The organism is Campylobacter concisus (assembly GCF_003048615.2).
In the GTDB taxonomy this organism is placed as follows: Bacteria; Campylobacterota; Campylobacteria; order Campylobacterales; family Campylobacteraceae; genus Campylobacter_A; species Campylobacter_A concisus_C.
Genome location: NZ_CP049263.1, coordinates 1,671,833 through 1,695,813, shown reverse-complemented (window position 1 = coordinate 1,695,813; position 23,981 = coordinate 1,671,833). Strand labels below are relative to the sequence as shown.

At 38.2% G+C, this 23,981-nt stretch carries 20 protein-coding genes; 14 read left to right on the top strand and 6 right to left on the bottom strand.

Features of this window, described 5'->3' with window-relative positions:
- Positions 1 to 243: 243 nt before the first annotated feature.
- Entirely contained in the window at positions 244 to 840 is a 597-nt protein-coding gene (locus CVS89_RS08420; RefSeq protein WP_107847344.1) for a DJ-1/PfpI family protein, read from the bottom strand.
- A gap of 233 nt (positions 841 to 1,073) precedes the next feature.
- On the opposite strand from CVS89_RS08420, the gene CVS89_RS08415 reads away from it, so the two are divergent.
- From CVS89_RS08415 to CVS89_RS08355, 13 genes are all read left to right on the top strand, one after another.
- Complete coding sequence (locus CVS89_RS08415; RefSeq protein ID WP_107847346.1) at positions 1,074 to 2,021, top strand: formate dehydrogenase subunit gamma; 948 nt, start codon at positions 1,074 to 1,076, stop codon at positions 2,019 to 2,021.
- Positions 2,022 to 2,167: 146 nt separating this feature from the next.
- Entirely contained in the window at positions 2,168 to 2,770 is a 603-nt protein-coding gene (gene yedF, locus CVS89_RS08410) for a sulfurtransferase-like selenium metabolism protein YedF (RefSeq protein WP_107847348.1), read from the top strand.
- Positions 2,767 to 3,789, top strand: coding sequence for a selenide, water dikinase SelD (selD, locus tag CVS89_RS08405; RefSeq protein WP_196088139.1), 1,023 nt, complete (start codon positions 2,767 to 2,769; stop codon positions 3,787 to 3,789). Before yedF ends, selD begins: the two co-directional genes overlap by 4 nt.
- Positions 3,790 to 3,896: 107 nt before the next feature.
- Positions 3,897 to 4,517 (top strand): NAD(P)H-dependent oxidoreductase, encoded by a 621-nt coding sequence (locus CVS89_RS08400; RefSeq protein ID WP_107847350.1) that lies wholly within the window; start codon positions 3,897 to 3,899, stop codon positions 4,515 to 4,517.
- A gap of 327 nt (positions 4,518 to 4,844) precedes the next feature.
- A complete protein-coding gene (locus CVS89_RS08395; protein ID WP_159070845.1) occupies positions 4,845 to 8,753 on the top strand; it encodes a diguanylate cyclase domain-containing protein in 3,909 nt (1,302 codons plus the stop codon).
- A complete protein-coding gene (locus tag CVS89_RS08390; RefSeq protein WP_103590397.1) occupies positions 8,746 to 9,612 on the top strand; it encodes an ATP phosphoribosyltransferase regulatory subunit in 867 nt (288 codons plus the stop codon). Before CVS89_RS08395 ends, CVS89_RS08390 begins: the two co-directional genes overlap by 8 nt.
- A 2-nt stretch (positions 9,613 to 9,614) precedes the next feature.
- On the top strand, positions 9,615 to 10,865 hold the full coding sequence (locus CVS89_RS08385) for an adenylosuccinate synthase (RefSeq protein ID WP_012140419.1): 1,251 nt from the start codon (positions 9,615 to 9,617) through the stop codon (positions 10,863 to 10,865).
- Positions 10,862 to 11,284, top strand: a complete 423-nt coding sequence (locus tag CVS89_RS08380) for a flagellar export protein FliJ (protein ID WP_107847354.1) — start codon at positions 10,862 to 10,864, stop codon at positions 11,282 to 11,284. The genes CVS89_RS08385 and CVS89_RS08380 overlap by 4 nt, the downstream gene beginning before the upstream one ends.
- Complete coding sequence (locus CVS89_RS08375) at positions 11,284 to 11,847, top strand: MotE family protein (protein ID WP_009295375.1); 564 nt, start codon at positions 11,284 to 11,286, stop codon at positions 11,845 to 11,847. The genes CVS89_RS08380 and CVS89_RS08375 overlap by 1 nt, the downstream gene beginning before the upstream one ends.
- Positions 11,848 to 12,122: 275 nt before the next feature.
- Positions 12,123 to 12,881, top strand: a complete 759-nt coding sequence (locus tag CVS89_RS08370) for an amino acid ABC transporter substrate-binding protein (protein ID WP_021086143.1) — start codon at positions 12,123 to 12,125, stop codon at positions 12,879 to 12,881.
- 5 nt (positions 12,882 to 12,886) lie between these two features.
- Positions 12,887 to 13,555 (top strand): amino acid ABC transporter permease, encoded by a 669-nt coding sequence (locus CVS89_RS08365; RefSeq protein WP_107847356.1) that lies wholly within the window; start codon positions 12,887 to 12,889, stop codon positions 13,553 to 13,555.
- Positions 13,555 to 14,289 (top strand): amino acid ABC transporter ATP-binding protein, encoded by a 735-nt coding sequence (locus CVS89_RS08360; RefSeq protein WP_107847358.1) that lies wholly within the window; start codon positions 13,555 to 13,557, stop codon positions 14,287 to 14,289. Before CVS89_RS08365 ends, CVS89_RS08360 begins: the two co-directional genes overlap by 1 nt.
- 15 nt (positions 14,290 to 14,304) lie before the next feature.
- Positions 14,305 to 15,441, top strand: a complete 1,137-nt coding sequence (locus CVS89_RS08355; protein ID WP_107847360.1) for a trans-sulfuration enzyme family protein — start codon at positions 14,305 to 14,307, stop codon at positions 15,439 to 15,441.
- A 34-nt stretch (positions 15,442 to 15,475) separates the two neighbouring features.
- On the opposite strand, the gene CVS89_RS08350 is transcribed toward CVS89_RS08355, so the two are convergent.
- Both CVS89_RS08350 and CVS89_RS08345 read right to left on the bottom strand, forming a co-directional pair.
- A complete protein-coding gene (locus CVS89_RS08350) occupies positions 15,476 to 16,477 on the bottom strand; it encodes a TerC/Alx family metal homeostasis membrane protein (protein WP_107847362.1) in 1,002 nt (333 codons plus the stop codon).
- A gap of 19 nt (positions 16,478 to 16,496) precedes the next feature.
- Positions 16,497 to 17,696, bottom strand: a complete 1,200-nt coding sequence (locus tag CVS89_RS08345) for a molybdopterin molybdotransferase MoeA (RefSeq protein WP_107847364.1) — start codon at positions 17,694 to 17,696, stop codon at positions 16,497 to 16,499.
- Positions 17,697 to 17,832: 136 nt separating this feature from the next.
- On the opposite strand from CVS89_RS08345, the gene yedE reads away from it, so the two are divergent.
- Positions 17,833 to 18,891 (top strand): YedE family putative selenium transporter, encoded by a 1,059-nt coding sequence (gene yedE / locus CVS89_RS08340; RefSeq protein ID WP_107847365.1) that lies wholly within the window; start codon positions 17,833 to 17,835, stop codon positions 18,889 to 18,891.
- 29 nt (positions 18,892 to 18,920) lie between these two features.
- On the opposite strand, the gene CVS89_RS08335 is transcribed toward yedE, so the two are convergent.
- The 3 genes from CVS89_RS08335 to CVS89_RS08325 form a co-directional block, all read right to left on the bottom strand.
- Positions 18,921 to 20,576 carry an ABC transporter ATP-binding protein/permease gene (locus CVS89_RS08335; RefSeq protein ID WP_107847367.1) on the bottom strand — a complete coding sequence of 552 codons (1,656 nt, stop codon included), beginning with the start codon at positions 20,574 to 20,576 and terminating at the stop codon, positions 18,921 to 18,923.
- Positions 20,577 to 20,627: 51 nt separating this feature from the next.
- Positions 20,628 to 22,907 (bottom strand): TonB-dependent siderophore receptor, encoded by a 2,280-nt coding sequence (locus CVS89_RS08330; protein ID WP_107847369.1) that lies wholly within the window; start codon positions 22,905 to 22,907, stop codon positions 20,628 to 20,630.
- A 174-nt stretch (positions 22,908 to 23,081) separates the two neighbouring features.
- Positions 23,082 to 23,912 carry a peptidylprolyl isomerase gene (locus tag CVS89_RS08325; RefSeq protein WP_103602730.1) on the bottom strand — a complete coding sequence of 277 codons (831 nt, stop codon included), beginning with the start codon at positions 23,910 to 23,912 and terminating at the stop codon, positions 23,082 to 23,084.
- Positions 23,913 to 23,981: the final 69 nt, after the last annotated feature.

Here is a 23,981-nt window from a genome sequence, read left to right as displayed (position 1 = left end):
GGCTTGTAAATTTCGAAAAAAAGCTTAAACTGCTTAAATTTAAAAATTTATCTTGAATGTATTTTTGTTTTCAAAATTTAAACTTACTAAATTTGGCAAATTTCTAACTAGACTGCGAACCGATTAAATTTATTATCTATAAAATTTATCTTAATACTTTTTGCTAAAGCTATTTTGACTTGCTATCCTTATTAAATTTAGTAGATTTCTGACTTTATCAAAAGGTCACAAGCTATTTTAAATTTAATACCCATAAATTTTGGCAAATTTATCTAACTTTGAGCTTTTTTGCCAGTTGTATTCAGTCTCATTTGCGATCTTTTGGGCTAGCTCCTTGCCAAAATGATCACTGATAAATCCAAGCGCCATATCCATGCCAGCAGCCACGCCTGAAGCTGTGTAAAATTTACCTGCCCTCACCCACCTAGCGCGCTCTTGCCACTTTACAGCTTCGCCGCAACTTTTTACCCACTCAAGCGATCTTTTATTTGAGGTAGCCTTTAGTCCGTCAAGCTCTCCTGTGCGAGCGATGAGCGCCGAGCCAGTGCATACGCTTAGGCAAAATTGTGAAGCCAAAACGCACTCTTTAAGTCTTGAGATAAACTCACTATCATCTACAAGTGCCCTCGTGCCTTGACCTCCAGGAAGTAGCAAAGCGCTCTCTTTTGGCATCTTACTAAGCTTTTTGGTCTTTATAAAAAAGCCTTGCTTGCTTTTTTTCATCCCGCCATCAAACGAGACGTAGCTTATCTTCATTTCAGGCACCCTTGCTAAAAACTCCACTGGCCCCATGAGATCAAGCGTCTCGTACTCATCAAATATAAGGCAAAAAAGATGCATAGTGCGGTCCTTTTGAACTAAAATTTGGCTTTATTTTAGCTAAATTTTCAGATCAAAAACGATAAAAATTAACAAAACTTAAATGTTTTTTATAAAATTTTTAGTAATCTTTTTTGCTAAGGTTTGCTTGTGATTAGCTCTGATATAATAGCCGCAAAACGGCATAGCTGTGTGATTTTAGCATATTTAACCAAAGCTTAAATCATTTAAGCTTTAGCAAATAAAGGAATAAAATGACGAGAATTCTTACTCTACTTTTTACATTGTCTGTTGTGGCAATGGCCATTGAAGGACCAACTGGTGTCAATCAATTTGACAGCACCATTTGGGCAGCACAGAGGATAGAAAATATCAAGCCTTATGAGCATGGCTGGGGCCCGATATTTACTTTTATACAAGGCAACGACTACTTCGCGATAGCTGCACTTTCTATCATTTTAGCTGTTATCGGCGCGTTCGTGCTACACTTCTTGATCATCGGACCAAAACACTTTAGTCACGAGGGCAAAAAAGTATTTGCATTTTCACTAATCGAACGTATAGCTCACGGCTTGGCTGCGATCTCTTGGATCATCTTGGTGCCAACTGGTATCATCATCATGTGGGGTGCAGAGCTTGGCGGTGGCACATTTGTGCGTTTCTGTAGATACTTGCACGATATAGCGACTATTATATTTGCTATTTCTGTGCTTCCTATGTTATTTGCTTGGACTATCAGAATGCTTCCAGCTGTTTATGATATCAGATGGATGATGATAGTTGGTGGTTATCTTTCAAAGAAGAAAAGACCAGTCCCAGCTGGTAAATTTAACGCAGGACAAAAAGCATGGTACTGGATCGCTATCCCTGGTGGTATCGTGATGATCATCACTGGTGCTATCATGTACTTCATGGATCTTAAAGAACCAGCAGTTGCTAGTTGGTTTGGTATCCAACAAATCGATCTTTTAAGATATAGTGTAGTTATCCACAACTGCCTTGGTATCGTCTGTGCGGTATTTTTCTTAGTTCATATCTATATGGCTGCGATCGCTATACATGGCGCTATCTGGTCAATGATCACTGGATACAAAGAAGAAGAAGAGGTCTATGTTCTTCACCACTACTGGTATCAAGAGCTTGTTAAAGAAAACAAGATCCCAGTATCTGACTACGAAAAATCTTACACAAATTTAAAATAATTAACCTTGACCTTGCGGCTTACGCAGGGTCAAACTCTCTTTTATAGCAAATTTCACAGCACAAATCCTTTTAAAAAATTAATATTTTTTAGCTATAATCCAAAATCAGTTTCAAGGTTTGAAATACTAATCACAAAGGAAAAACAATGACAAGAACAATTGATTGTAGAAATTTAGAGTGCCCAAAACCAGTCATCATGACTAAAAACGCACTTGAGGGTTTAAATGAGGGAGAGAGCCTAGAGATAATCGTAAATGCCCTAGCTCCAAAAGAAAATATCTCAAGATTTTTGAAAAATCAAAATATAGAATTTAGCCTAGAAAGCAACGGCAATGAGACTAAAATTTTAGCCATCAAGGGCAAAAGCGCACTTGAGCTTACAAATTTTGATGAATTTGTCTGCGACATAACACCAAAAAATGAAAAAGTGCTCTATCTAAACGAAGAGCGTGCAGGTAGCGGCGATGTTGGCATAAATTTGCTATCAAAATTCCTAGGCGCACTTCTTCAAGTAGAGAAAAAACCAAAGATAATCATCTGCGTAAATAACGCCGTTAAAATGACAACAAACCGCTCACATCCAAGCTTTAAGCCGCTTAAAGATCTTGAAGCTGCTGGCGTTCAAATTTTAAGCTGCGGAAGCTGCTTGGAGGCTTATAAACTAGTAAGCGATCTTGCAGTTGGCGAAATTTCAAACGCTTATGAGATCATCGACATACTCTCAACTCACGAGCAAATCAAACTATGATCTATCACGACAAAAAGCTTACGCAGTTCGTTAAAGCCGCTGGTTGAGCTGCTAAGCTTGACCCGTCGGGTCTTCACAAAACGATTAGTAGTTTAAATTTATCTCATCCAAACCTGCTCTCAAGCATAGGCTCAAACGAAGATGCGAGCGTTTTTAAGCTCTCAGACGATCTTGCGCTCGTTCAGACGCTTGACTTTATCACGCCAGTAGTCAATGACCCATTTATCTACGGTCAGATCGCTGCTGCAAATAGCCTAAGCGACGTCTTTGCAATGGGTGGCGAGGTGATAAACGCCCTAAACATCGTGGGCTTTGATAGCTGCAACCTTGCACCTGAAATTTTAGGCGAAATTTTACAAGGTGGAGCCGATAAAGTAAGAGAGTGTGGCGGCGTCATCGTTGGCGGACACACGATAGAAACGCAGCAGATGTATTATGGGCTAAGTGCGACTGGCAAGGTGAGCCCACAAAATTTCTGGGCAAACAACACAGCAGAAGTTGGTAACGTTTTGATCCTTACAAAGCCCCTTGGCAGCGGCATCTTAAGCACAGCGATCAAGGCTGATCTGTTAAGTTTGGAGCAAATAAATGAGGTCGCAAGCATCATGGCTCAGCTAAATTTCTACGCTCTAAAAGCACTAAGTGGTATCAAAGTTTATGCCGCTACCGATGTGACTGGATTTGGCTTTTTAGGGCATTTAAGCGAGATGTTAAACGACAAGATCAGCTTTAATGTCTTTGAAAAAGATGTGCCAGTGATCGCAAGTGCGAAAGAATTTGCCGATATGGGCATCATCCCAGAGGGAAGCTACAAAAACCGCGAATTTGCAAAGCATTTTGTGAGCAAAGAGGCTGATATCTTGCTATATGACGCGCAAACTTCTGGCGGACTTTTGCTAGCTATTAGTGAGAACGATGCGAGCCTAGCACTAAAGCGCCTAAAAGAGGTTGGCTATGAGCGCTCAGCCATCATCGCACAAGCGGTCCAAAAAGGCGAGTTTGATATATTTTTAAACTAACTCTAGGCTAAATTTAGCCTATTTTAAGGCCAGCTAAAGTCTGGCTAAATTTCTTTTAATTTACCTAGTCGCTTTATAATGTCAAGAAATTTAACAAAGGAGATATGATGAACTATCTTGAAATTTTAAAATTTCGTCACGCTTGCAAAATTTTTGATGAGAGCAAAAAGATAGGCGCTGGCGAATTTGACTTTATCTTGGAGGCTGGCAGGCTAAGCCCAAGCTCAATTGGGCTTGAGCAGTGGGACTTTTTGGTCGTGCAAAACAAAGAGCTTAGAGAGAAGATAAAAGCTGTTTCGTGGAACCAAGTGCAAATCACCTCTTGCTCGCATTTGGTTGTCATCTTAGCTAAGATCAAAGAGGTAAAAGTTGGTAGTAGCTATATCGATAAAATGATCGCTAGAAGAGACGACAAAAATATTGAAGCTATCGCTGCAAGGCAGAAATTTTTTCTACTATCAAATTTTAAAAATGACGATGAGCTAACCTTTCAGTGGTCACACGAGCAGTGCATGATAGCTGCGACAAATATGATGAACGCAGCCGCTAGCCTTGGGATTGACAGCTGCCCGATGGAAGGCTTTGACAGACACGCTTTAAATGAAATTTTAGGCCTTGATGAGAGCGAAAAAAGAGTGGCTATCGTAGTGCCATTTGGCTACCGCCTAAACCCACAACCTGAAAAACTACGCAGACAAAGAGCTGAAGTAGTTACTTGGATATATTAAAATTTAAGAGCCAAATTTCAAAGCGATATTTGGCTCAAATTTAAGCAAATCAATAAAATTTAAATAAGTATTATATTTATAAACCCAAATCAAGTAAAAATGGGGTAAAATCAACGCTAAACCTAAATTAGCGAGGTCTTTGCCGTGTTTAATAGTCCAAAATCTAGTTTGCAGATAATCAAAAGATTTTACGCAAAGATCGTTTTACTACTACTTTCGTTTCTATTTTTGGCACTATTTGTTATTGTAGCTGGTTTAAGTGACGTAAAATATGATCTTTATTCATTAAATTCTAAAGTAAAGTTATCAATCTCAAATAGTTTTACTATGGTAAAAAACGATATTTTTTTAAGGTCAAAATTAATAGAGGCTGGTCTTGAGAGTGCACTATTTGATGAAAATACTACAAAAAATGATTTTTATTCGGCATTTTATATACTAGATAAAGATTTGAATTTATTATATTCAAGAAAATTTGATGAGGCCAGCGACATAACAGTAGATAATATGCCTTGGTTAAATGATGCGTATCCTGGTAAATTTATTATCTCAAATCGTATTTACAAAAATAAGCGCATTAAAGGAATTTATATAGCTTATGGACTAAAAAATGGAAATAAAATATTGGTTCAAGTTAATCAAAATCTTTTGCAAAGTCGTGTTGATGTAGATTATGATGAACGGATAAAAGCTTATACTTATCTAGTAGATAAATATGGAAATTTTTCGAGAGATAAGTTTTATAGAGAATTTGATCGGCCGCTATTTGATCCTTATATTAGTCTTGGGGAGCAGTTTAAAGAAGATAAGATAATTTATTCTTTGAAATATATGAACTTTTATCTAATAAGCTACATGAAAGAATATAATATATTTGTTATTACTGCTTCGACAAAACATTTTCAAATTTTTATGCAGTTTTTACTGGTCTGGTTGTCTCTTATCTGTTTTGTTGGATTTTCTATATTTTGGTTCATGGATGCAAAATTTATAAAAGGTAAAGTTCTACCAGCTATAAATAGTCTAAAAGACAGTCTTGATGGTAATGAAGAAGAGATAAAGCAAGGCCTTAATGTAATCGAATTTGAAGATATAAGAAAAGGTATAAATAAATTAAAGCTTGAGACTATTAGAGCTACTGATGAAATGGAGAAATATAAGAGCAGATTTGGATATATATTTGAACAAAGTTTTTTAAAAATAGTAGTTTATGATGCATATGCTGGTGATATCGTAGATGCTAGTAATGCCTTTTTGCATTCGTTTGGCTACACAAAAGATGAGATTATAAAGTTAAATTTAAGTGATTTAATTGATGGCGATTTTGCACTATTTATGCAGACGAAACAAGATGCGCAAAATAGTGATGTAAGTTTTAAAATAAAGCTAAAAACAAAAGATGGCAATGTTCGAGAAGGATTTTTGCAAGAGTCTCAAGTTAAACTAAGAGATGCAAGACTAAATTTTATGCTTATACGAGAGCCAGATGAAGGAAAAATTACACAAAAAGATGATGATGCGTTAAATGACTATACCTTTTTGTCACCAAATGTAATAGCAGAGGCTTTGAAAGACGATCCATTTTCCATTACAAGAAGTACTAAAAATATCGATGCTATTTTTAAAGTATCACAAGATGAAAAACTTATAAATTTAAAAAATTTACTAAGTCCTGAGAGTCTTGATGAGTTTGTCACTAGCGTTTTGACTGAGGCTAAAAATTTCTTCGAAAATGGTAGTCAAAATAGTGAAATTAGCATTATTGCTAATATGCAAACAAATGAAAATAGAAAAGCACCGTTTAAAGTAAAAGTAAAATTTGTAGGTTCAAACGATGGTGAAGATCAGAGAATCATGTACTTCTTTAACGATTTAAGTGATGTTTCAAAGCTACAAGAAAAATATGATATAGAGCTTAAACAATTTCAAGTCATTCTTTGGGCGAGTGAAGCACTTGTCTTTTCATGGGACAAAAAGAGTGACACGCTTTATATACCAAATGCAATAGCTAAGTCGCTTGGCTATACGTTAAGCGGTGATATGAGTGTAAATTTTGAACGTGCTAAGACTATATTTGTTGACGAATTTACAAGTTTTAAAAACTTTTTTGATCTTATAAAAAAAGATGATGAGTATAACGGTGAAGTACGTCTTTATAGAGCTGATAAAGAGATTATTTATGTGAAGATTAGAGCCAGGGCAATATCATTTGAAAATAATCAAGCAAGTGTTATAAAAGGCACAATGCAAGATCTTAGTATGCAAAATAGCTTTTTTACTTATCAGGATCTTTTGGCAAAGATATTTTCATATTCAAAAGAACAAATTGTCATGCTTGATGATGAATTAAGAGTAGTGGATGCAAATGATGCATTTTTTGATACCTTTAATGCTAAAAAAGATGAAATTTTCTTGGATAGAATTTGCTCTAGAGATATAGCGAGTTTAAAAACAGGACTAAAAGACATTAGGAATGAGATTTTGTTATCACTTAAAAAAGAAGGCTATTGGCAAGGTCTTGTTTATGATGTTCAAAGCAAAAATAGACTCGAGGTTATAAGTGTCAGTGCGCTTTTAAATGCATTTAGTGAGCATGAGGGATATTTGCTTTTAGCCTCAAGTGCTAACGATGAGCGTTACAATAAAGAGTATTTAGAATTTATCGCCTACCATGATCCTTTAACTGGATTACCTAACAGATTTTTATTATTTAATAAATTGGAAAGTTTCTTAAAGCAAGTAAACAAAGGTATTAAAATAGCTGCCTTTTATGTTGATTTTGATGACTTTAAATCGGTAAATGACGGATATGGTCATCAAGTCGGAGATAAATTATTAGTAGAAGTTTCTAAAAAAATAGACGAAATCTTTCCAAAGCAGGGTGTCTTTGCTAGAATTGGCGGAGATGAGTTTATAGGCATTGCTTCCTATGAAAATCTTGGTGAAATATATGAAACAGCTGATAATATTTTAAGAATAGCAAAGGAAAAAAATTCTATTGAAGAGGGTGATATAAAACTTAGCGTTAGTGTTGGTATTAGTCTAAGTCGTGATGCACTAAGCGCCGATGACTTGCTTGAGAGGGCGGACTGGGCTATGTATCAAGCAAAACTTGATGGTAAAAATAAGTATTATTTGTTTAACGCAAAGAAAGATAATTATTTTAAAAACGAATATAGAGATGGTTCAAAAATTCTTAAGGCCATTGAAGCTGGCGAGATGTTTTTACTTTATCAACCAGAAGTTGATATAAAAACTGGAAAAATTATTAGTTTTGAAGCATTTATTAGATGGAAAAATGGAGATAAGGTATTAAAACCATCCGATTTTCTTCCATTAACTAAAGCATCAAAAGCAGCTATTGCAATTGCATTATTTGCATTAAAAAATGCTCTAAAGGCTAGGGAATTATGGCTAAAAGAGGGAATAGATGCAAAGGTTAGAGTGAATTTAGGCATTAAAAAGTTATTAACAGCAGAATTTTTTGAAAAATTTAAAGAAATTTTAAAAGATGAAAATCTAGACGCAAGTGGGCTCATTATAGACATAGTGGATGCTGCAAATGGAGCGAATTTAGACGACGTTTCTAATTATATAGATGCTTATAAAGAGCTGGGAGTAAGTTTTTCACTAGATGACTTTGCCTCTTATTCAGGCTCTATTGAAGCATTGGGTATGCTAAAAGCGAATAGGTTCAATGTTGATAAACGGTTTTGTAAGCAAATTTTTAGTTCGAAGGAAGCACTTGAGACTATGCGCATGATAAGGTATATTTCAAGTACATTTAAGCTTGATGCAATGATAAAAAATATAGAAGACAAAAGCATATTTGAAATATTTTTAGGATTTGGTTTTACTAGATTTCAAGGACGTTTTTTTGCCACTGAGTTAAGTTTGGATGAAGCGGTTAAATTTAAATTTATTTTACCTTCATATTCAGATGTGAAAGATTATCAAAACGATGAAAACTATGAGATACTTTACAAAATTGTTGGTACAAAAGAGCTTATGTATCGTGTGATAAATTCTCTTAAACGTGACAATAAAATAAGTCTAAGACTAAAAAAAGAAATAGTGAACTATAAGAATAATATTAAAAAAATAGATGTAAATTTAGCTGAAATTTTAGATGGTATAATCTCAAAAGAAGAGAAAGAAGATATTGTAAATTTAGCGAAGGATGCAATAAAATTGTCTGATAGTGTCTTAAAATTAAATGGAGATCATAATGAATGAAAATGCCTTAAGTATCTATGAGCACGAGATACCTGTAGGAAGCAAACTTTACTTTGCAAAAAGTGCAAAACTAAAGAGAAAAATCGAGCAAAAAGCGAGTGAAATTTTAGAAGATGAAGGTTTTAGCGAGATCGTAACGCCGTTTTTTTCGTATCATCAACATCTAAGCGTAGATGCGACAAACCTTCTGCGCTTTAGCGACAGTCTAAACCACGAGATAAGCCTAAGGGCTGATAGCACGGTTGATACCGTTAGGATCGTGCTTAGAAGACTTAAAGCAAACGAGCCAAAGAGGTGGTTTTACATCCAGCCAGTCTTTCGCTACCCAAGCCAAGAAATTTATCAAATAGGCGCTGAGCTTATCGGCGAAAACGACATCTTAAAGAGCATAAACATCGTAGCAAAGCTCTTTAGCGAGCTTGAGATCGGCGCTTGTTTGCAGCTTAGCAATATGCAAATCCCAAGGATAATTTGCGAAATTTTAAACTTAGAGATAGAAATTTTTGAAAACTCATGGCTAGAAAAAATTTTAGCTCAAAACGTGCCGTGGCTTAGCAAACTAGCCCTTTTAAAGGACGCTAGCGAGCTTGATGAGATAGTAAATTTAGTCCCTGATAAGCTAAAAGAGGCACTAAAAAATTTACAAAACGTAGCGAAATCACTAGAATATAAAAATTTAAGAATAGTTCCGCTATATTACTCAAAAATGAGATATTATGATAGTTTATTTTTTAGATTTTTAAAAGACAACGCCATCTTAGCAAGTGGTGGAAACTATGAAATAGACGATATTTCAGGCAGCGGATTCGCTGTTTATACTGATGCATTGATAGAAGAAAAAATTAATTTAAGGAAGTAAGAATGAGAAAGGCTGATTTAGTAGTTGGTGTTCAATGGGGTGATGAGGGTAAAGGCAAGATAGTTGATATGCTAGGACTAAACTATGACATGATTTGTCGCTCTCAAGGTGGCCACAACGCTGGTCATACGATCTGGGTCGATGGCGTAAGATACGCACTTCACCTTGTCCCAAGCGGAATTTTGCACAAAAATATCATAAATATCATCGGCAACGGCGTCGTTGTCTCTCCAGAGGTGCTCATTACTGAGATGGCACAATTTGACAACTTAGAGGGCAGACTTTATATAAGCGACAAAGCACACTTAAATTTAAGCTACCACAGCCAAGTCGATCAAGCAAAAGAGCGCTTAAAAGGCGAAAAAGCGATCGGAACAACTGGCAAAGGCATCGGACCAACATACGCAGACAAGATAAGCAGAAGCGGCCACAGAGTTGGCGAGCTACTTGAGCCAGAGCGCTTGTGCGATGCTTTGATGCATGATTTTGAAACAAACAAACCAGTATTTGACGCTCTTGGCGTAAAGATACCTGAAGAAAATGAGCTACTTGAAGAGCTAAAAAGATATAAAGAGGTACTTGCTCCATTTATCGCAAACACTACAAATTTAGTTTGGAAAGCGCTTGATGAAGACAAAAAAGTCCTACTTGAAGGCGCTCAAGGCACACTTTTAGACATCGATCACGGCACATATCCTTATGTAACTAGCTCAAATACCATAAGCGCTGGCGCTTGCACAGGCCTTGGACTAAATCCAAAAGAGATAGGCAAGGTAATAGGCGTCATCAAAGCATATACGACTCGCGTAGGACACGGACCTTTCCCAACTGAAGACAAAGGCACAAATGGCGATAAGATGTGTGAGATCGGTAAAGAATTTGGCACAACAACAGGCCGCCGCAGACGTTGTGGCTGGTTTGACGCAGTAAGCGTAAAATACGCTTCAAGGCTCGATGGCGTCGATACTTATGCGCTTATGAAGCTTGACGTGCTTGATGGCTTTGAAGTGGTAAAAATTTGCAAAGCATATCAATATAACGGCGAAACTATCGACTACGTGCCAACAGATCTTGAAAATGCAACGCCTATCTATGAAGAGCTTGCGGGCTGGGACAGCGTAAAAGGCATCAGCAGGTATGAAGACCTACCAGCAAACGCAAGAGCATATATCGAGCGTATCGAAGAGCTAACTGGCGTGAAGGTCGGCTATATCTCAACAAGCCCTGAAAGAAGCGATACGATCATTAGATGAAAAGCAAATTTACCTCCGTCGTCCGCGTCAAAAAGCAGGAGATGGACAAGGTAGAGGCTAAGCTCGTCGTTGCTAGGCTAAATGTAAGAAATGCTGAAGAAAAAATAGCACTCTTAAGGGCCAAGCTCAACGAATTTAGCCTGCCAAAAAGCGGCAACATAGGCGAGCTAAGAGAAAATTTAGAGCTCATGAATATAGCAAGAGCCGAGCTGAGTGCCTGCAAAGAGAGCTTAGAGATAGCAAAAAAAGAGGTCTTGCACTACGAGCACAAATATAAAAATGCAAATTTAGAGTATGAAAAGATGAAATATCTAGAAAAAGAAGAATTTAAAAAAGAGATAAAACGCATACAAAAGGCTGAAGCGCTTGCTCTTGATGAGTTTGCGGTTATGAAATTTGCAGCCAGAAGCGAGGCGTAATGAGAGCTGTTTTACTCTTTTTTATGGTCATAAATTTTGCATTTTGCTTTGAAGTGCCAGTTGATTGCACTCAGATCTTCGAAGCTAGAAAAGAGGAAATTTCAAAGGAACTTGAGGTCATCGATGAGCAGCGCCAAGCTCTAGAGGTATTTCGAGCAAGCTCGGCTGCGGCTTATGAAGAGAACAACAAAAAGCTCGCCAAAAAAGAGGCTGATCTAAATGCGACGATGAAAGTGATCGAGCAAAAGCGCAAAGAGATCGACGAAGTTGTCGCTAAAAATGAGAAAATTTTAAAAGAGCTTCGCACGATGACGACTGATAAAGTCAATGAATCCTACGCCAAAATGAAAGATGGCGCAGCAGCCGAAGTGCTCTCGCAAATGCCAAGGTCAAACGCAGCCACCATACTTTACGCCCTTGATGCGAAAAAGATATCAACCATCATGGCCAAGATGGATCCAAAGGTTGCCTCTGAAGTGACTGCGCTACTTCAAAAAGGCCCTCCATTTGTAGATGAAAAAGGCGATATGCCCGCTCCAGCTGGAAGCATAAATATGCAGTAAATTTAAATTTCTAGCAATTTAAAGCCAAATTTTTAAAGGTAATTTTACTTTTATTTAAATTTCATAAGTAAAATTACCGTCAAATTTCACACGAAAGGTATCCAATGAAAAACGATATGTGCGACATGTGTTGCAAAGTAAAGGTCTGAGCGCTAAGCACAAATTTCTTTTTAAGTGCTTAGCAAGTCGCTAAACATTTAAAAAGAAATTTATCCGCTTTTATACTTTCCTTTTTAGATGAATAGCCAACAATATAAATTTAAAAAGGATAATCAATGAAAAAAATATTAAAATCTTCAATCTTGGCTGTTGCTGGGCTAGTACTAGCAATTAACGCAAATGCAAAAACTATCGAAAACGGTGTTTTAAAAATAGCAACAGAGGGTACTTATTCTCCGTATTCTTATCATGACAAAAGCGATAAGCTCACAGGCTTTGATGTAGATATAGCGCGTGAAGTGGCTAAAAAGCTGAATTTGAAACCAGAATTTGTAGAAGCCCCATGGGATGCTATGCTTGCAGCTTTTGATGCAAATAAGGCTGATATAGTATTTAATCAAGTTAGTATTACAGAAGATCGTAAGAAAAAATATGATTACACATTGCCTTATACAGTTGCATATGCTGCGCTTGTTACGCGCAAAGACAATGATGATATAAAAAATTTTGCTGATTTAAAAGGTAAAAAAAGTGCGCACTCTGCCACTAGTAACTGGGCTGGTATCGCACAAAAATATGGTGCACAAATCGTAACAGTTGATGGTTTTAGTAAAGGTGTAGAGCTTATTATCGCTAAACGAGCTGATGCTACAATAAACGATACTGTCACGTTTTATGATTACATTGCACAACGCCCAAATGCACCTCTAAAAATAGCGGCTAAAGGTAGTGAGCCTATTTATTCTGCAGCTTTAGTTAAAAAAGGCAATGAAGAGCTTGTAAATGCAGTAAATAAAGCAATTGATGAACTTTCAAAAGAGGGAAAATTGTCTGAAATTTCTGTCAAATATTTTGGCAAAGATATCACAAAGTAAGTTGAATGAGCGAGTTTGAGCGAATAAGTGAGCTAGTACTAGACTCGCTTTGGCCTATGGCAGTGGCGATGGTGCAAGTTACCTTGCCACTTACAGTGGTCTCATTTTTTCTAGGGCTTGTGATAGCGGTGCTAACGGCGATATTTCGCATAGCTGATGTTAATTTTTTAAAGCAGGTGAGCGAATTTTATATATGGATATTTCGTGGGACCCCGCTCTTGGTTCAACTATTTATTGTTTATTTTGGTCTTCCAATAATTGGTATCGCGCTTGATGTTTGGAGTGCGGCTATTATCACTTTTAGTCTAAATATTGGAGCCTATGCGTCAGAAGCCGTTAGAGCAGCCGTGCTTTCGGTGCCAAAAGGGCAATGGGAAGCGGCGACCTCGCTTGGCATGAGCTATGCTCAAACTTTGCGCCGTATCATCGCCCCACAAGCCGCTAGGATCTCGCTACCACCACTTTCAAATATCTTTATTAGCACGCTAAAAGACACTTCGCTGGCTGCTTCTATCACGATGGTTGATATGTTTATGGTCGCCCAAAGGATCGCCGCAAGGAGCTTTGACCCGCTCACACTCTATCTGCTAGCCGCACTTTACTACCTCATCGTCTGCACCGTGCTTACATTTTTGCAAGCTAGGTTAGAAAAAAGATTTTCAAGGTATGTGTGATGATAAAACTTAGAAATTTAACTAAAAAATTTGGCCAAAACACAGTGCTAAATGATCTAAATTTAGAGTTTAAAGACGCCCAAACCACGGTCATACTAGGCAGCTCTGGCTCTGGCAAATCAACTCTTCTTAGATGTATAAATTTACTTGAAATTCCAGATAACGGTGAGTTGGAACTTGGAGATGAAAAGATCAAATTTGGCACAAAAATTTCAGCAAAAGATATGTTGCCATTTCGTGAAAAAACAGGCATGGTCTTTCAAAGTTTTAATCTCTTTCCACATCTTAGCGCTCTGCAAAACGTCACCGAGGGGCCAACACAGGTGCTAAAAGTTCCAAAAGAAGAGGCCGATAAAGAGGCTCTTAGCCTGCTTGAAAAAGTTGGACTAAAGGGCAAAGAGCACGAGTATCCTAGCAGACTCTCAGGCGGACAGAGCCAGCGCGTGGCAATAGCGAGAGCACTTGCGATGAAGCCGTCATTTTTGCTTCTTGACGAGCCTACGAGCGCGCTTGATCCAGAGCTTGAAGCGGAGGTTTTAAAGGTTATTAGCGAGCTTAGCCACGAGCATAAATCTCTAATCATCGTCACGCACAACATGGCGTTTGCAAGGCGTGTGGCAGATAGAATTTTGTTTTTAGAGGGCGGAAATATAGCATTCGACGGTAGCAGTGAGGAATTTTTTAGTAGCGATTTGCCTCGCATCAAAAAATTTATCTCGGCTATGGATTTTTAAATTTAAAGGAAAAATATGAAAGTAGATACACTGATAGTAAAAGGGCTAGAAGCCAAAAACAACCCACACAAAGCGGTCGTACCGCCTATTTATCTGGCTACGACATTTGTACAAGAGGGTCTTGGTGAGTTTGGCAAATTTGCTTACTCAAGGAGTGCAAACCCAACTAGAAATGCATTTGAGGAGATTTTTGCAAAGTTTGAAGAGTCAAAATTTGCATTTGCTCTAGCCTCTGGCATGGCGGCAACTAGTGCAGTCTTTGGTCTGCTAAAAAGCGGCGATAAGGTGATACTAAATAGCAATGTCTATGGCGGCACATATCGATATGCAAACAGGCTTTTTGACGCTTACGGGATCAAGTTTGAGCTTGCATATGATCTAAACAAGATAACAAAACTTGACGATGACGTGAAGATGATCTTTATTGAAACTCCATCAAATCCACTTTTGCGAGTGACCGACATAGCACGTCTTGCAAAGCTCGCGCATGAAAAGGGTGCGCTTGTGGTGGTTGATAACACATTTTTGACGCCTTATTATCAAAAGCCTCTAAAATTTGGCGCTGATATCGTCGTTTATAGCGCGACAAAGTATATCGGTGGCCACGCGGATGTGATCGCTGGCGTTGTGACTACAAATGATGAAAAGCTGGCTGAGCGCATAGCATTTATGAAAAATACACTTGGCGCTACTCTTAGCCCACTCGAGGCTTATAGCTTGATAAAAGGGCTAAAAACACTAAGCGTGAGGTTTGATAGACAAAGCCAAAACACACTACAGATCATAGATTTTCTAAAAAATAGTGATGCTGTTAAAGCTATACACTACGCTGGCTCATACTCAGCAGAGGAAAAAGCCATGCAAGAAGCGCAGGCAAGCGGTATCGGTGCCTTGATATCTTTTGAGCTAAAAGATGGATACGATAAGAATATTTTTGTTAAAAACTTAGAGCTTTTTGACCTAGCGGTTAGCCTTGGAGGAGTTGAGAGTCTCATCTGCCACCCAGCCTCGATGACGCACGAGTCTTACGACAAGGCACTTCAAGAGAAGATAGGCATTAGCGATGGGTTATTAAGGCTTGCTATCGGTATAGAAAATGCGGACGATCTTATCTTTGATCTAGAGCAAGCTATTAAAAAAGCCAAAATTTAACCAAATTTTGCCGCTACATCTTAGTGGCGGCGCATTATTTTTTAAACAGACTCGCTATTATCCCAGTTCCAAGAATGCCTAAAATGACAAAAAGGCTAGTTTGTGCTGAAATTTCAAATCCATGATGAAAAATGTGGGCCGAAGCATTTAGTGTTAGTTTTGCTGCGATGAAAAATAAAAGTACGATCACTGCTGTTTCTAAATGCACTAAAAAGCTCTTAAGTGCTTCAAGTACAAAATAAAGTGTTCTAAGCCCCAGTATCGCAAATATCATCGCAGAATAGACAATGATAGGGTCTTTACTAACGGCAATGACAGCTGGAACACTATCAAAGGCAAACATCACGTCACTTAGTTCAATCACACAAAGGCATAAAAATAGTGGTGTCGCGATCCATGTAGCTTTTAGCTTTGAGATCTGGGTGTCTAAGTTTGCTCTTTCACTACTTGAAATTTGCTCAGAAATTTCACTACATTTAACAAAAAAACTATGCCCCAAGAGCCTAGGAAGTACTGGAAAAAAACGGTAAACAGCCTTATATGCTATATGGTTTGAATAATCCTCTATCGCCTCTTCATCGTCGCTTTTTCTCATCATCATGACAGCACTATAAGCAACCATTGCGGCAAATACCATCTCCATCCAAGGTGAGATGGCAAAGAGTGTCGTACCAATAGCAACAAAGATGAGCCTAAAAATCACAGCTCCTATGATGCCAAAATAAAGCACCCTGTGGCGGTAAATTTCTGGTACACTAAACCATGAAAATATTGCCATCATAACAAAGAGATTATCTACTGATAGCGACTTTTCTAGCGCATATCCAGCAAAGTAAAGGCTCGCCATTTCGCTACCTCGCATAATATACAAATATATGCCAAAAAGTACCGAAACGCCTACCCAAAAAATAGACCAAATAACAGCTTGCTTTAATGAAATTTTCTCATCATGCTTGTGCGCAAAAAAATCTATACTAAAGGCGATCGTAGCCATAGCTATAAAAACTATGGCTGTTTGAAGTTCTAATGCGTCCAACTTTTCTCCTTAAAATTTCCTAGCAAGGCATCTTTAAAACTTCTACCACTTCACCTTTTGCGATAAATTCTGTCTCTTTTGGGATGATAAGCAGTGCAGCTTCGTTTGTTAGGTTATTTACGATCGCTGAGCTACCAAGCTTTTTGCCGTTTAAATTTACAAAGATCTTGCCATCTCTGTTTTCTAAATTTACTGCTGTAAATTCCAAAAATGGCGAGCGTTTTTTGTAGTCTTCGTCCATTATCGCCGTGATCTTTGGCTCTTCTTGGCTAAACCAAGTGTTTATAAGCACTCTTACATAAAGCACGCACATAACCATCGCCGAGTAAGGAAATCCAGGCAGCGCAAAGATGTATTTGTCGCCTGATTTTGCCACTCTGATGTGGCGGCCTGGTTTTATCGCAGCGCCTTCGATGATGAGGCTAAAATTTTCATTTAAAGCGCCTTTTACAAAGTCATAGTCTCCCATGCTGATACCACCAGTCGTCACTAAGATATCGGCTGATTTTAGCGCATTTATGATCGCTTTTTCGACAAGCTCGGCCTTATCTCTTACGATCTCACAAAGGATCGGCTCCGCGCCCATTTTGCGTATCTGCATAGCGATGCCTACGTGATTTGAGCTGTGAATTTGCGCTGGACTATCAAGAGGCTCGCCAAGGTCTTTTATCTCGCTGCCAGTTGCTAGTATCGCCACCCTTGGGCGGATAAAGACGCTTACGTGAAAGACGCCAAGCTCCGCAAGAAGCGCGATCTCAGAGTATGTTAGACGTGTGCCTTTTTTTATTAAAATTTCGCCTTTTTTGTAGCTCTCACCCACTGCTCGCACAGCAAAGCCCTTTGGCACGCTCTTTTTGATGATTATTTTTGAGCCGCTAACCTCGACATTTTCAACTGGCACAAGAGTGTCGGTGCCTTCGCTCATTAGCGAGCCGGTGAAGGTTTTGACGCATTTGCTGCCCTCCACATGAAGCCCTTTGTCACTACCTGCTGGAAGGTCTGTGATGAGCTCAAGCTCGTTTAGGCCATCTTTAAAGGCAAAAGCGTAGCCATCCATAGCCGAAACTGGCTTTGCTGGGTAGTTTTCAGCGGCTTTCACATCATAGGCGATATTTCTATCAAGCGCATCTGTGATAGCCACTTTTTCGACCTTCTCCCACGCATTTATCGTATCTTTTAGAATTTTCAGGCTATCTGCATAGCTCATAAAATCTTTCATCATTTGTCCTTTTTATGAAATTTTTGCATATTTTAGCCACTTCTGTTTTACAAAAAATTAATCTTTGTTTTATTTAATGATTATTAAAATGTCGTTTAAGAAACCAGTCTGGTTTTACCCTTACACAGGAATTTACATGAACAAAACACTACTTTACATCATCGCAGGTGCGAGCCTTGGCATACTTGGTCCGGTGCTCGTTCATTTTGGCAACCCAGCAAATATGGGCGTTTGTGCGGCTTGCTTTTTACGAGATAGCATGGGCGCGCTTGGCTTTCACCAGGCCAAAGTCGTGCAGTATCTAAGGCCTGAAATTTTAGGGCTTATCATCGGAGGCTTTCTAGCCAGCATGCTTTGGAGCAGAAATTTCACTCCAGTATCTGGTAGTGCGGCATTTTCTAGGTTTTTCTTAGGCGTGTTTGCGATGATAGGCTGCCTCATATTTTTAGGCTGCCCTTGGAGAGCGTTTTTACGTCTTGGAGGCGGAGATATGACCGCCATAGCTGGCGTTGTTGGCTTGTTTGCTGGCGTATTTGTGGGACGAGCTTTTAAGAAAAATGGCTACATTTTGCCTGAGAGCGAAACCACCGCAAAGGCTATCGGGTTTTTGCCACTAATCATCGCTATTTTGCTTTTACTAGCACTTATCTTTGGTCTAAAACTTGGCGAAAATGGCGCATTATTTAGCTCAGAAAAAGGTCCAGGCTCACAGCATGCAAATTTATTTATCTCGCTTATTTGTGCCATCATCATCGGTGCATTTATGCAAAGAAGTAAATTTTGCTCAGTGGGAGCTATCAGTAAAATTTTCGAGCGTGACTTCTCGATGTTTTATGGCATAGTCTCTATCGTTCTTTTTGCAAGCATCACAAATTTAGTGCTAAATCAATACAAATTTGGCTTTGAAGGACAACCTATCGCTCACAATGATATGCTTTGGAATTTCTTAGGTATGACGCTCGCTGGCCTTTGCTTTAGCTTAAGCTATGGCTGCCCTGGCAAGCACCTAGTGCAAATGGGAGCTGGAAATTTAAGCTCAGCCGTATTTGTTTTAGGCATGGGAGCTGGTGCTGCGATAAGTCATAACTTTATCTTAGCAAGCTCAGGAGCTGGTATCACACCTTTTGCCCCGTATGCCGTAGTGATAGGCTTTATCTACGCTATTTACGTTGGATTTTTCACTAAAAAAGCTTAAATAAATTTGGCTGCTCTTTGCAGTCAAATTTACTCATTCTTGATTTTTATCACATCATCAAAAAGGTCAAAAAGCTCACTTTGGTGTGTGATCATCATCACACCAAGCTCTTTAAAATCACTTCTTAAATTTGTCAAAATTTTAGTCGCTGAAGCAATGTCAAGTGCTGATGTTGCTTCGTCTAAAAATAAAAATTTTGGCTTTAAAAGATAAACTCTAGCAAAATTTAGTCTCTCTTTTTCACCACCACTCATTATCTTTGCGTAGTCTAACACTTCGTCTAAATTTTTAAATTTGCCTAACCCAACTCTGTCTAAAATTTTGTAAATTTCACTATCGGCTAAAGCGTTTTCATTTGGGTACGAGATAAGCTCTTTGAGGCTTGATTTTGTTAAATAACTTTTTTGAGGCACAAACATAACACCATCTTTTGGCATCTTTACCTCGCCATTGCCGTATTGCCAAAGATTTGCTAAATATCTAAAAGCCGTACTTTTGCCAGCTCCACTCTTTGCATTTAGCACTAGCCATCTTCCAGGGCTTAAACTAAAGCTTAAATTTTTAAATAAAACTTCATCATTTGGAGTTTTTATCGTTAAATTTTTACATGTTATGGCATCGTCGTTTTTGTCAAAAACATTGCTTTCTTTTGTGCTGTTAAGCGCACTTACAAAAGTATATACACGCTCTACACTAGCGGCAAATTCCATGATCTGTTTGTAGTAGTCCATAAACCACGCAAGACCGTCTTGAACCTTATAAAATGCCGTTTTTGCCTGCATCATGTCGCCAAAACTCATAGTGCCAGCTAGATAAAGCGGCAAGGAGGCAAAGATTGGTATTAGATTTGTCACCTTTAGGTAGCTAGCGCTAAAGCACTCTAGTCTAAATTCGGTGTTGATGATATCTTTGTAGTTTTTTACGATTTTTAAAAAGCTCTCTCTAAATCTTCCTTTTTCTCTCTTTGCTCCGTCCAAAAAGGCGGCAGCTTCAGCATTTTCTCTAAGGATTAGCAGGTTTGCTCTATAGTTTGCTTCAAGGTGCTGTTTATCAAAATTGAGGGGCTTTAGTTTTTTGCCGATGAGATGAGTGATGAGCGAGCAAATGAGCGTGTAGATGATGGCGATATAGACTAAAAAGCCACTTATCTCAAAATGCATTTCACCAAAATCAACCTTTAAAATTTTAGAAGCTTGCCAAAGTATAAAGACAAAAGCTACTAAATTTGCGATGTTATAGACGAAGGACTTGACCAAATTTACGCTACTTTGAACAAACAATAGACTATCTTCAGCAATCCTTTGATCAGGGTTGTCGAAATTTGCATCTATAAGAGTAACCTTGTAAAAGTTAGAATTTTTAAGCCAAAGATCTTCTAGCTTTGAGCTTAGGCTCTCTCGCCAAGAAATGATGAGAAATTTCTTTAAGTAGCTGCCACAAACTATGAAAACTACGATAAATAGCGTGTATAGTAAAAATTCTCCTATAAGTGGCAAGATCAGGCTCTTGTTAAATGCGCTTAGTGCGTCGTAAAATCGTTTTTCCCACTCATTCATCAAGACTGCTATCTTTGTCACACCAAGGCTTGCAAATATCATCAAGGCAAGGATTATCCATGCTTTTAAAGCTTTTTTATCTAGCCAAAACCAAGCTGAAATTTCAAAAAACTGCCTTAAAATTTTCAAATTTTTCCTTTAAATTTAAGACCCCAAAGCCAAAAAGCCTTGGGATTAAATTTAGTATTTGTAGTTAAAACTTAACATAAAGCTTCTAGGCTCGCCGTAAAAGTTGTTCATACCAGCGGTTCTATTGTGCGTATTGTAAAAATACTTCTTATCGGTTATGTTTTTAACGATCAGACCTACACTAAAGTTGTCGTTTATCAAGTAGTTGATATTTGCATCCCAAAGGGCATAACCTTTTTGCGCTGGTACGTAGTATTTTATAGCTGAGCCTGAACTCATATTGTCTTTCATATAGATACCACTTGTTTTGCTTTGGTATCTAACTCCCGTGCCGATGCTTAGTTTTTGAGTGCCAACAAGCGGTATTTCGTAACTTGTATAGAGCTTAAACATATGTCTTGGGACGTACTTTTTAGCGTCAGCCCCTTTGTTGTAATCAACATTTGATGATGTTTTTCTTTCACTTTTTAGATATTCGCTTTTATTAAATGTATATCCAGCCATCACGCTCCACCTCTCAGTTATCGAGCCTGAAATTTCAGCGTCTATACCTCTGCTTCGTACCTTCCCCTCTGCGATAGAGTAGTTTGAATTATTTGGATCTGTTATGGCTCTATTTTCTTGGATTATTTGAAAGAGTGCAACAGCTGTATTTAACGCGCCGCCTAAAAACTCAGACTTCACGCCTGTTTCTATGTTGTATCCTACGACTGGTTCAAGGACATTTTTATTTGCATCAGTTGCGCTTTGAGGTTTAAAAATTTCAGCGTAGCTTACGTACCAGCTATGATCTTTTAAAAAGTCCCATGTTAGGCCTGCATAAGGTGAAAATTTTGACTTTGTGATATAGGTGTTAGCAGATCTTGCACCAGTTTTATGGTTTTCATTAAAGCTGTCATATTTTACCCTAGCAAATCTTCCACCAAGGATCATATGCCAATCATCACTAAAGTTATATCTAGTGCCAGCTGTTAGAGCTTGCTGGTAAATTGTTTTTGTAAAAGTTTTATTTAAAGTTGCATTTGTTCCACCCCAGTTTGGCTCGGCTATGGCTGAAGAGCTCCAGTTATTTATGCCAAGCCCAAGCGATGCTAAAGACATACTTGGCATTCTGATATCATGCTCTACAAATTTCTCCTTACTAAGTGAGCCATTTACAAAGATATCGTGTTTTTGTCCAAAAAGCTCATACTTTCCATCTACTCCAAGCTTTAGATTGACCTCTTTTGAGCCATTGTCGTATTTTTGTAAACGAATATCATGAGAAGGAGTAGGCGCTACTGGATCATATGGATTTGTTCCGCCCATTGAGCCAAATTTTATTACGCCGTCACTTTTTGTATAGTTTAGCTTTGCATAGGCTTTGTAATCATCATTAAACTGATGAGAAATTTCTGTAAAGGCATTATATTTTTCATAGATGCTATTGTTCCAGTTTGCACCAAAATAGCTTTTTCTATCTAAATTTAAATTATTGCCATCTTTATCAAGTGCAGGTACGCCGTATATATCATACACTTCGCTTGTCTTTTGCCATATAAGTCCAGCAGTAAGCAATGTTTTATTAGTTAGATCAAACTCAAATATCCCGCCCAGCGCTCCACGCCAGCCATTGCGGTAGTGCTTATATGTGCCATTTTTGCTTAAAACACCGATCAGCCTTCCTCGCACTGAGCCAGATTCGTTTAAAGCATTGCTAACATCAAACGTACCTCGGTAATTATCCCAGCTGCCTAAATTTAGGCTTGTGTTAAAAGCAAATTCGCTAGTTGGGCGTTTGCGAACTAAATTTACAGTGCCGCCTGGCTCGCCATTACTTTGTGTAAGGCCTGCTGTACCTCTTAAAACTTCGACTCTATCGTAAAACTCAAGATCTGTAAATTCTTTAGAATAGCCAAGCGGTCCTTGAACTGATGAAGAGACTGATGATGCGATACCATCTTCTTGTATGTTATCTATATCAAAGCCACGAGAATTTATCCTAAGGCGCCCACTATCGTTTCTAACAGCAATTCCTGGGGCGTATTGCAAAGCTGAATTTACATCTTTTAAATTTAGATCTTTTATGAGCTGATTTGAGATGACAGAGACTGATTGTGGTGTCTCTTTTATGCTTAGACCTAGTCCGGTTGCGGTGTTCATCCTATCGGCTGTGTATGAGCCAGTGCCTTCAGTCTTTGAAAGATCACCCACTACTTGCACCTCTGCAAGGCTAGTGTCATTTTGGGTAGTGGCTGCATCGTTTGTCTTGTTTAGATCGGTGCTATTGGCTGCAAATAGTGCATTTGCGCTAAGAGTTAGTGCAAGTGCAATGGATAACTTATATCTCATAATATACTCCTATTTTAATAATCATTATTATTTTGTGAAATTATATAAATATGAGATTAAAGAATAATAAATTTTTAACAAAAAATTTACCGAAATTTTACATAGCTAGAATTTAAATAGTTTTGTTTAAAAATGAGGTAGAGAATTTAGCCACCAAAGTGGCTAAATTTGGAGTTATCTTAGGATTTGAATTTTTGCTTTTGCGCGGAGTTTTTCGAAGTAATCACTCATTAATTTCTCTTGCTCGCCTTGGTAAAGCTCGTTTATAACGTTATCTTTTACATCAGCAAAGCTTGGTGTGTATGAGCCGATCTTCTCTTTTACTAAAAACATATCAAAGCTATCAGGTCCTTGCAAAGGCTGTGTGTAGTCGCCGTTATTTGTGCTTGAGATGATCGCAGCAAGTCTTGGATCTATGCTTTGATAGTCCAAACTAACCTCTTGTGTTTGTACGCCGTTTAGAAGCTTCGGACTTGTCTTTTGAGCTTCAAGTAGATCAGGGTCTTTTGCTCTATAAACTACAACTCTAGCGGTGCTAAAGACCTTAAATTTATCAGGATTAGCGTCAAAATACGCCTTTGCTTTTTGCTCGTTTATATTCTTGCCAGCCTCAGCAGCTATGCTTTTATAAAGTTTTTCTTGAAGCATCTTGTGCTCTAAGTTGTTTTTAAAATCCAAAAAGTCCATGCCTTGAGCTTGGATAGAGTTTCTAAACTGCGAATTTGTCATGCCGTTTTGCTTTGCGATCGCCTCGATCCTGTCGTTTAGCTCAAAAGGCGTAACGCTTAAATTTAAGTTTTTTATCTGTGCATCTTCAAGCCTATCTCTGATAAGCAAATTTAAAGCGTCCTGCTCTGTTGTCTTTAGCTGTTCCTTCAAGCTATAAACCTCGTAAAGCGTGATAGGCTCGTTCTCCACGATAGCTGCGATGCCGTTTATCATCTGAGCTGAATATAAATTTAAGGCACTTAACACGCCAGCAGCCAAAAAGAGCAATTTTTTCATAATGAAACCTTTGTTTAAGTATTTAGTAAATATAATTTTGGGCAATTATAACATAAAAATAAGGCACAA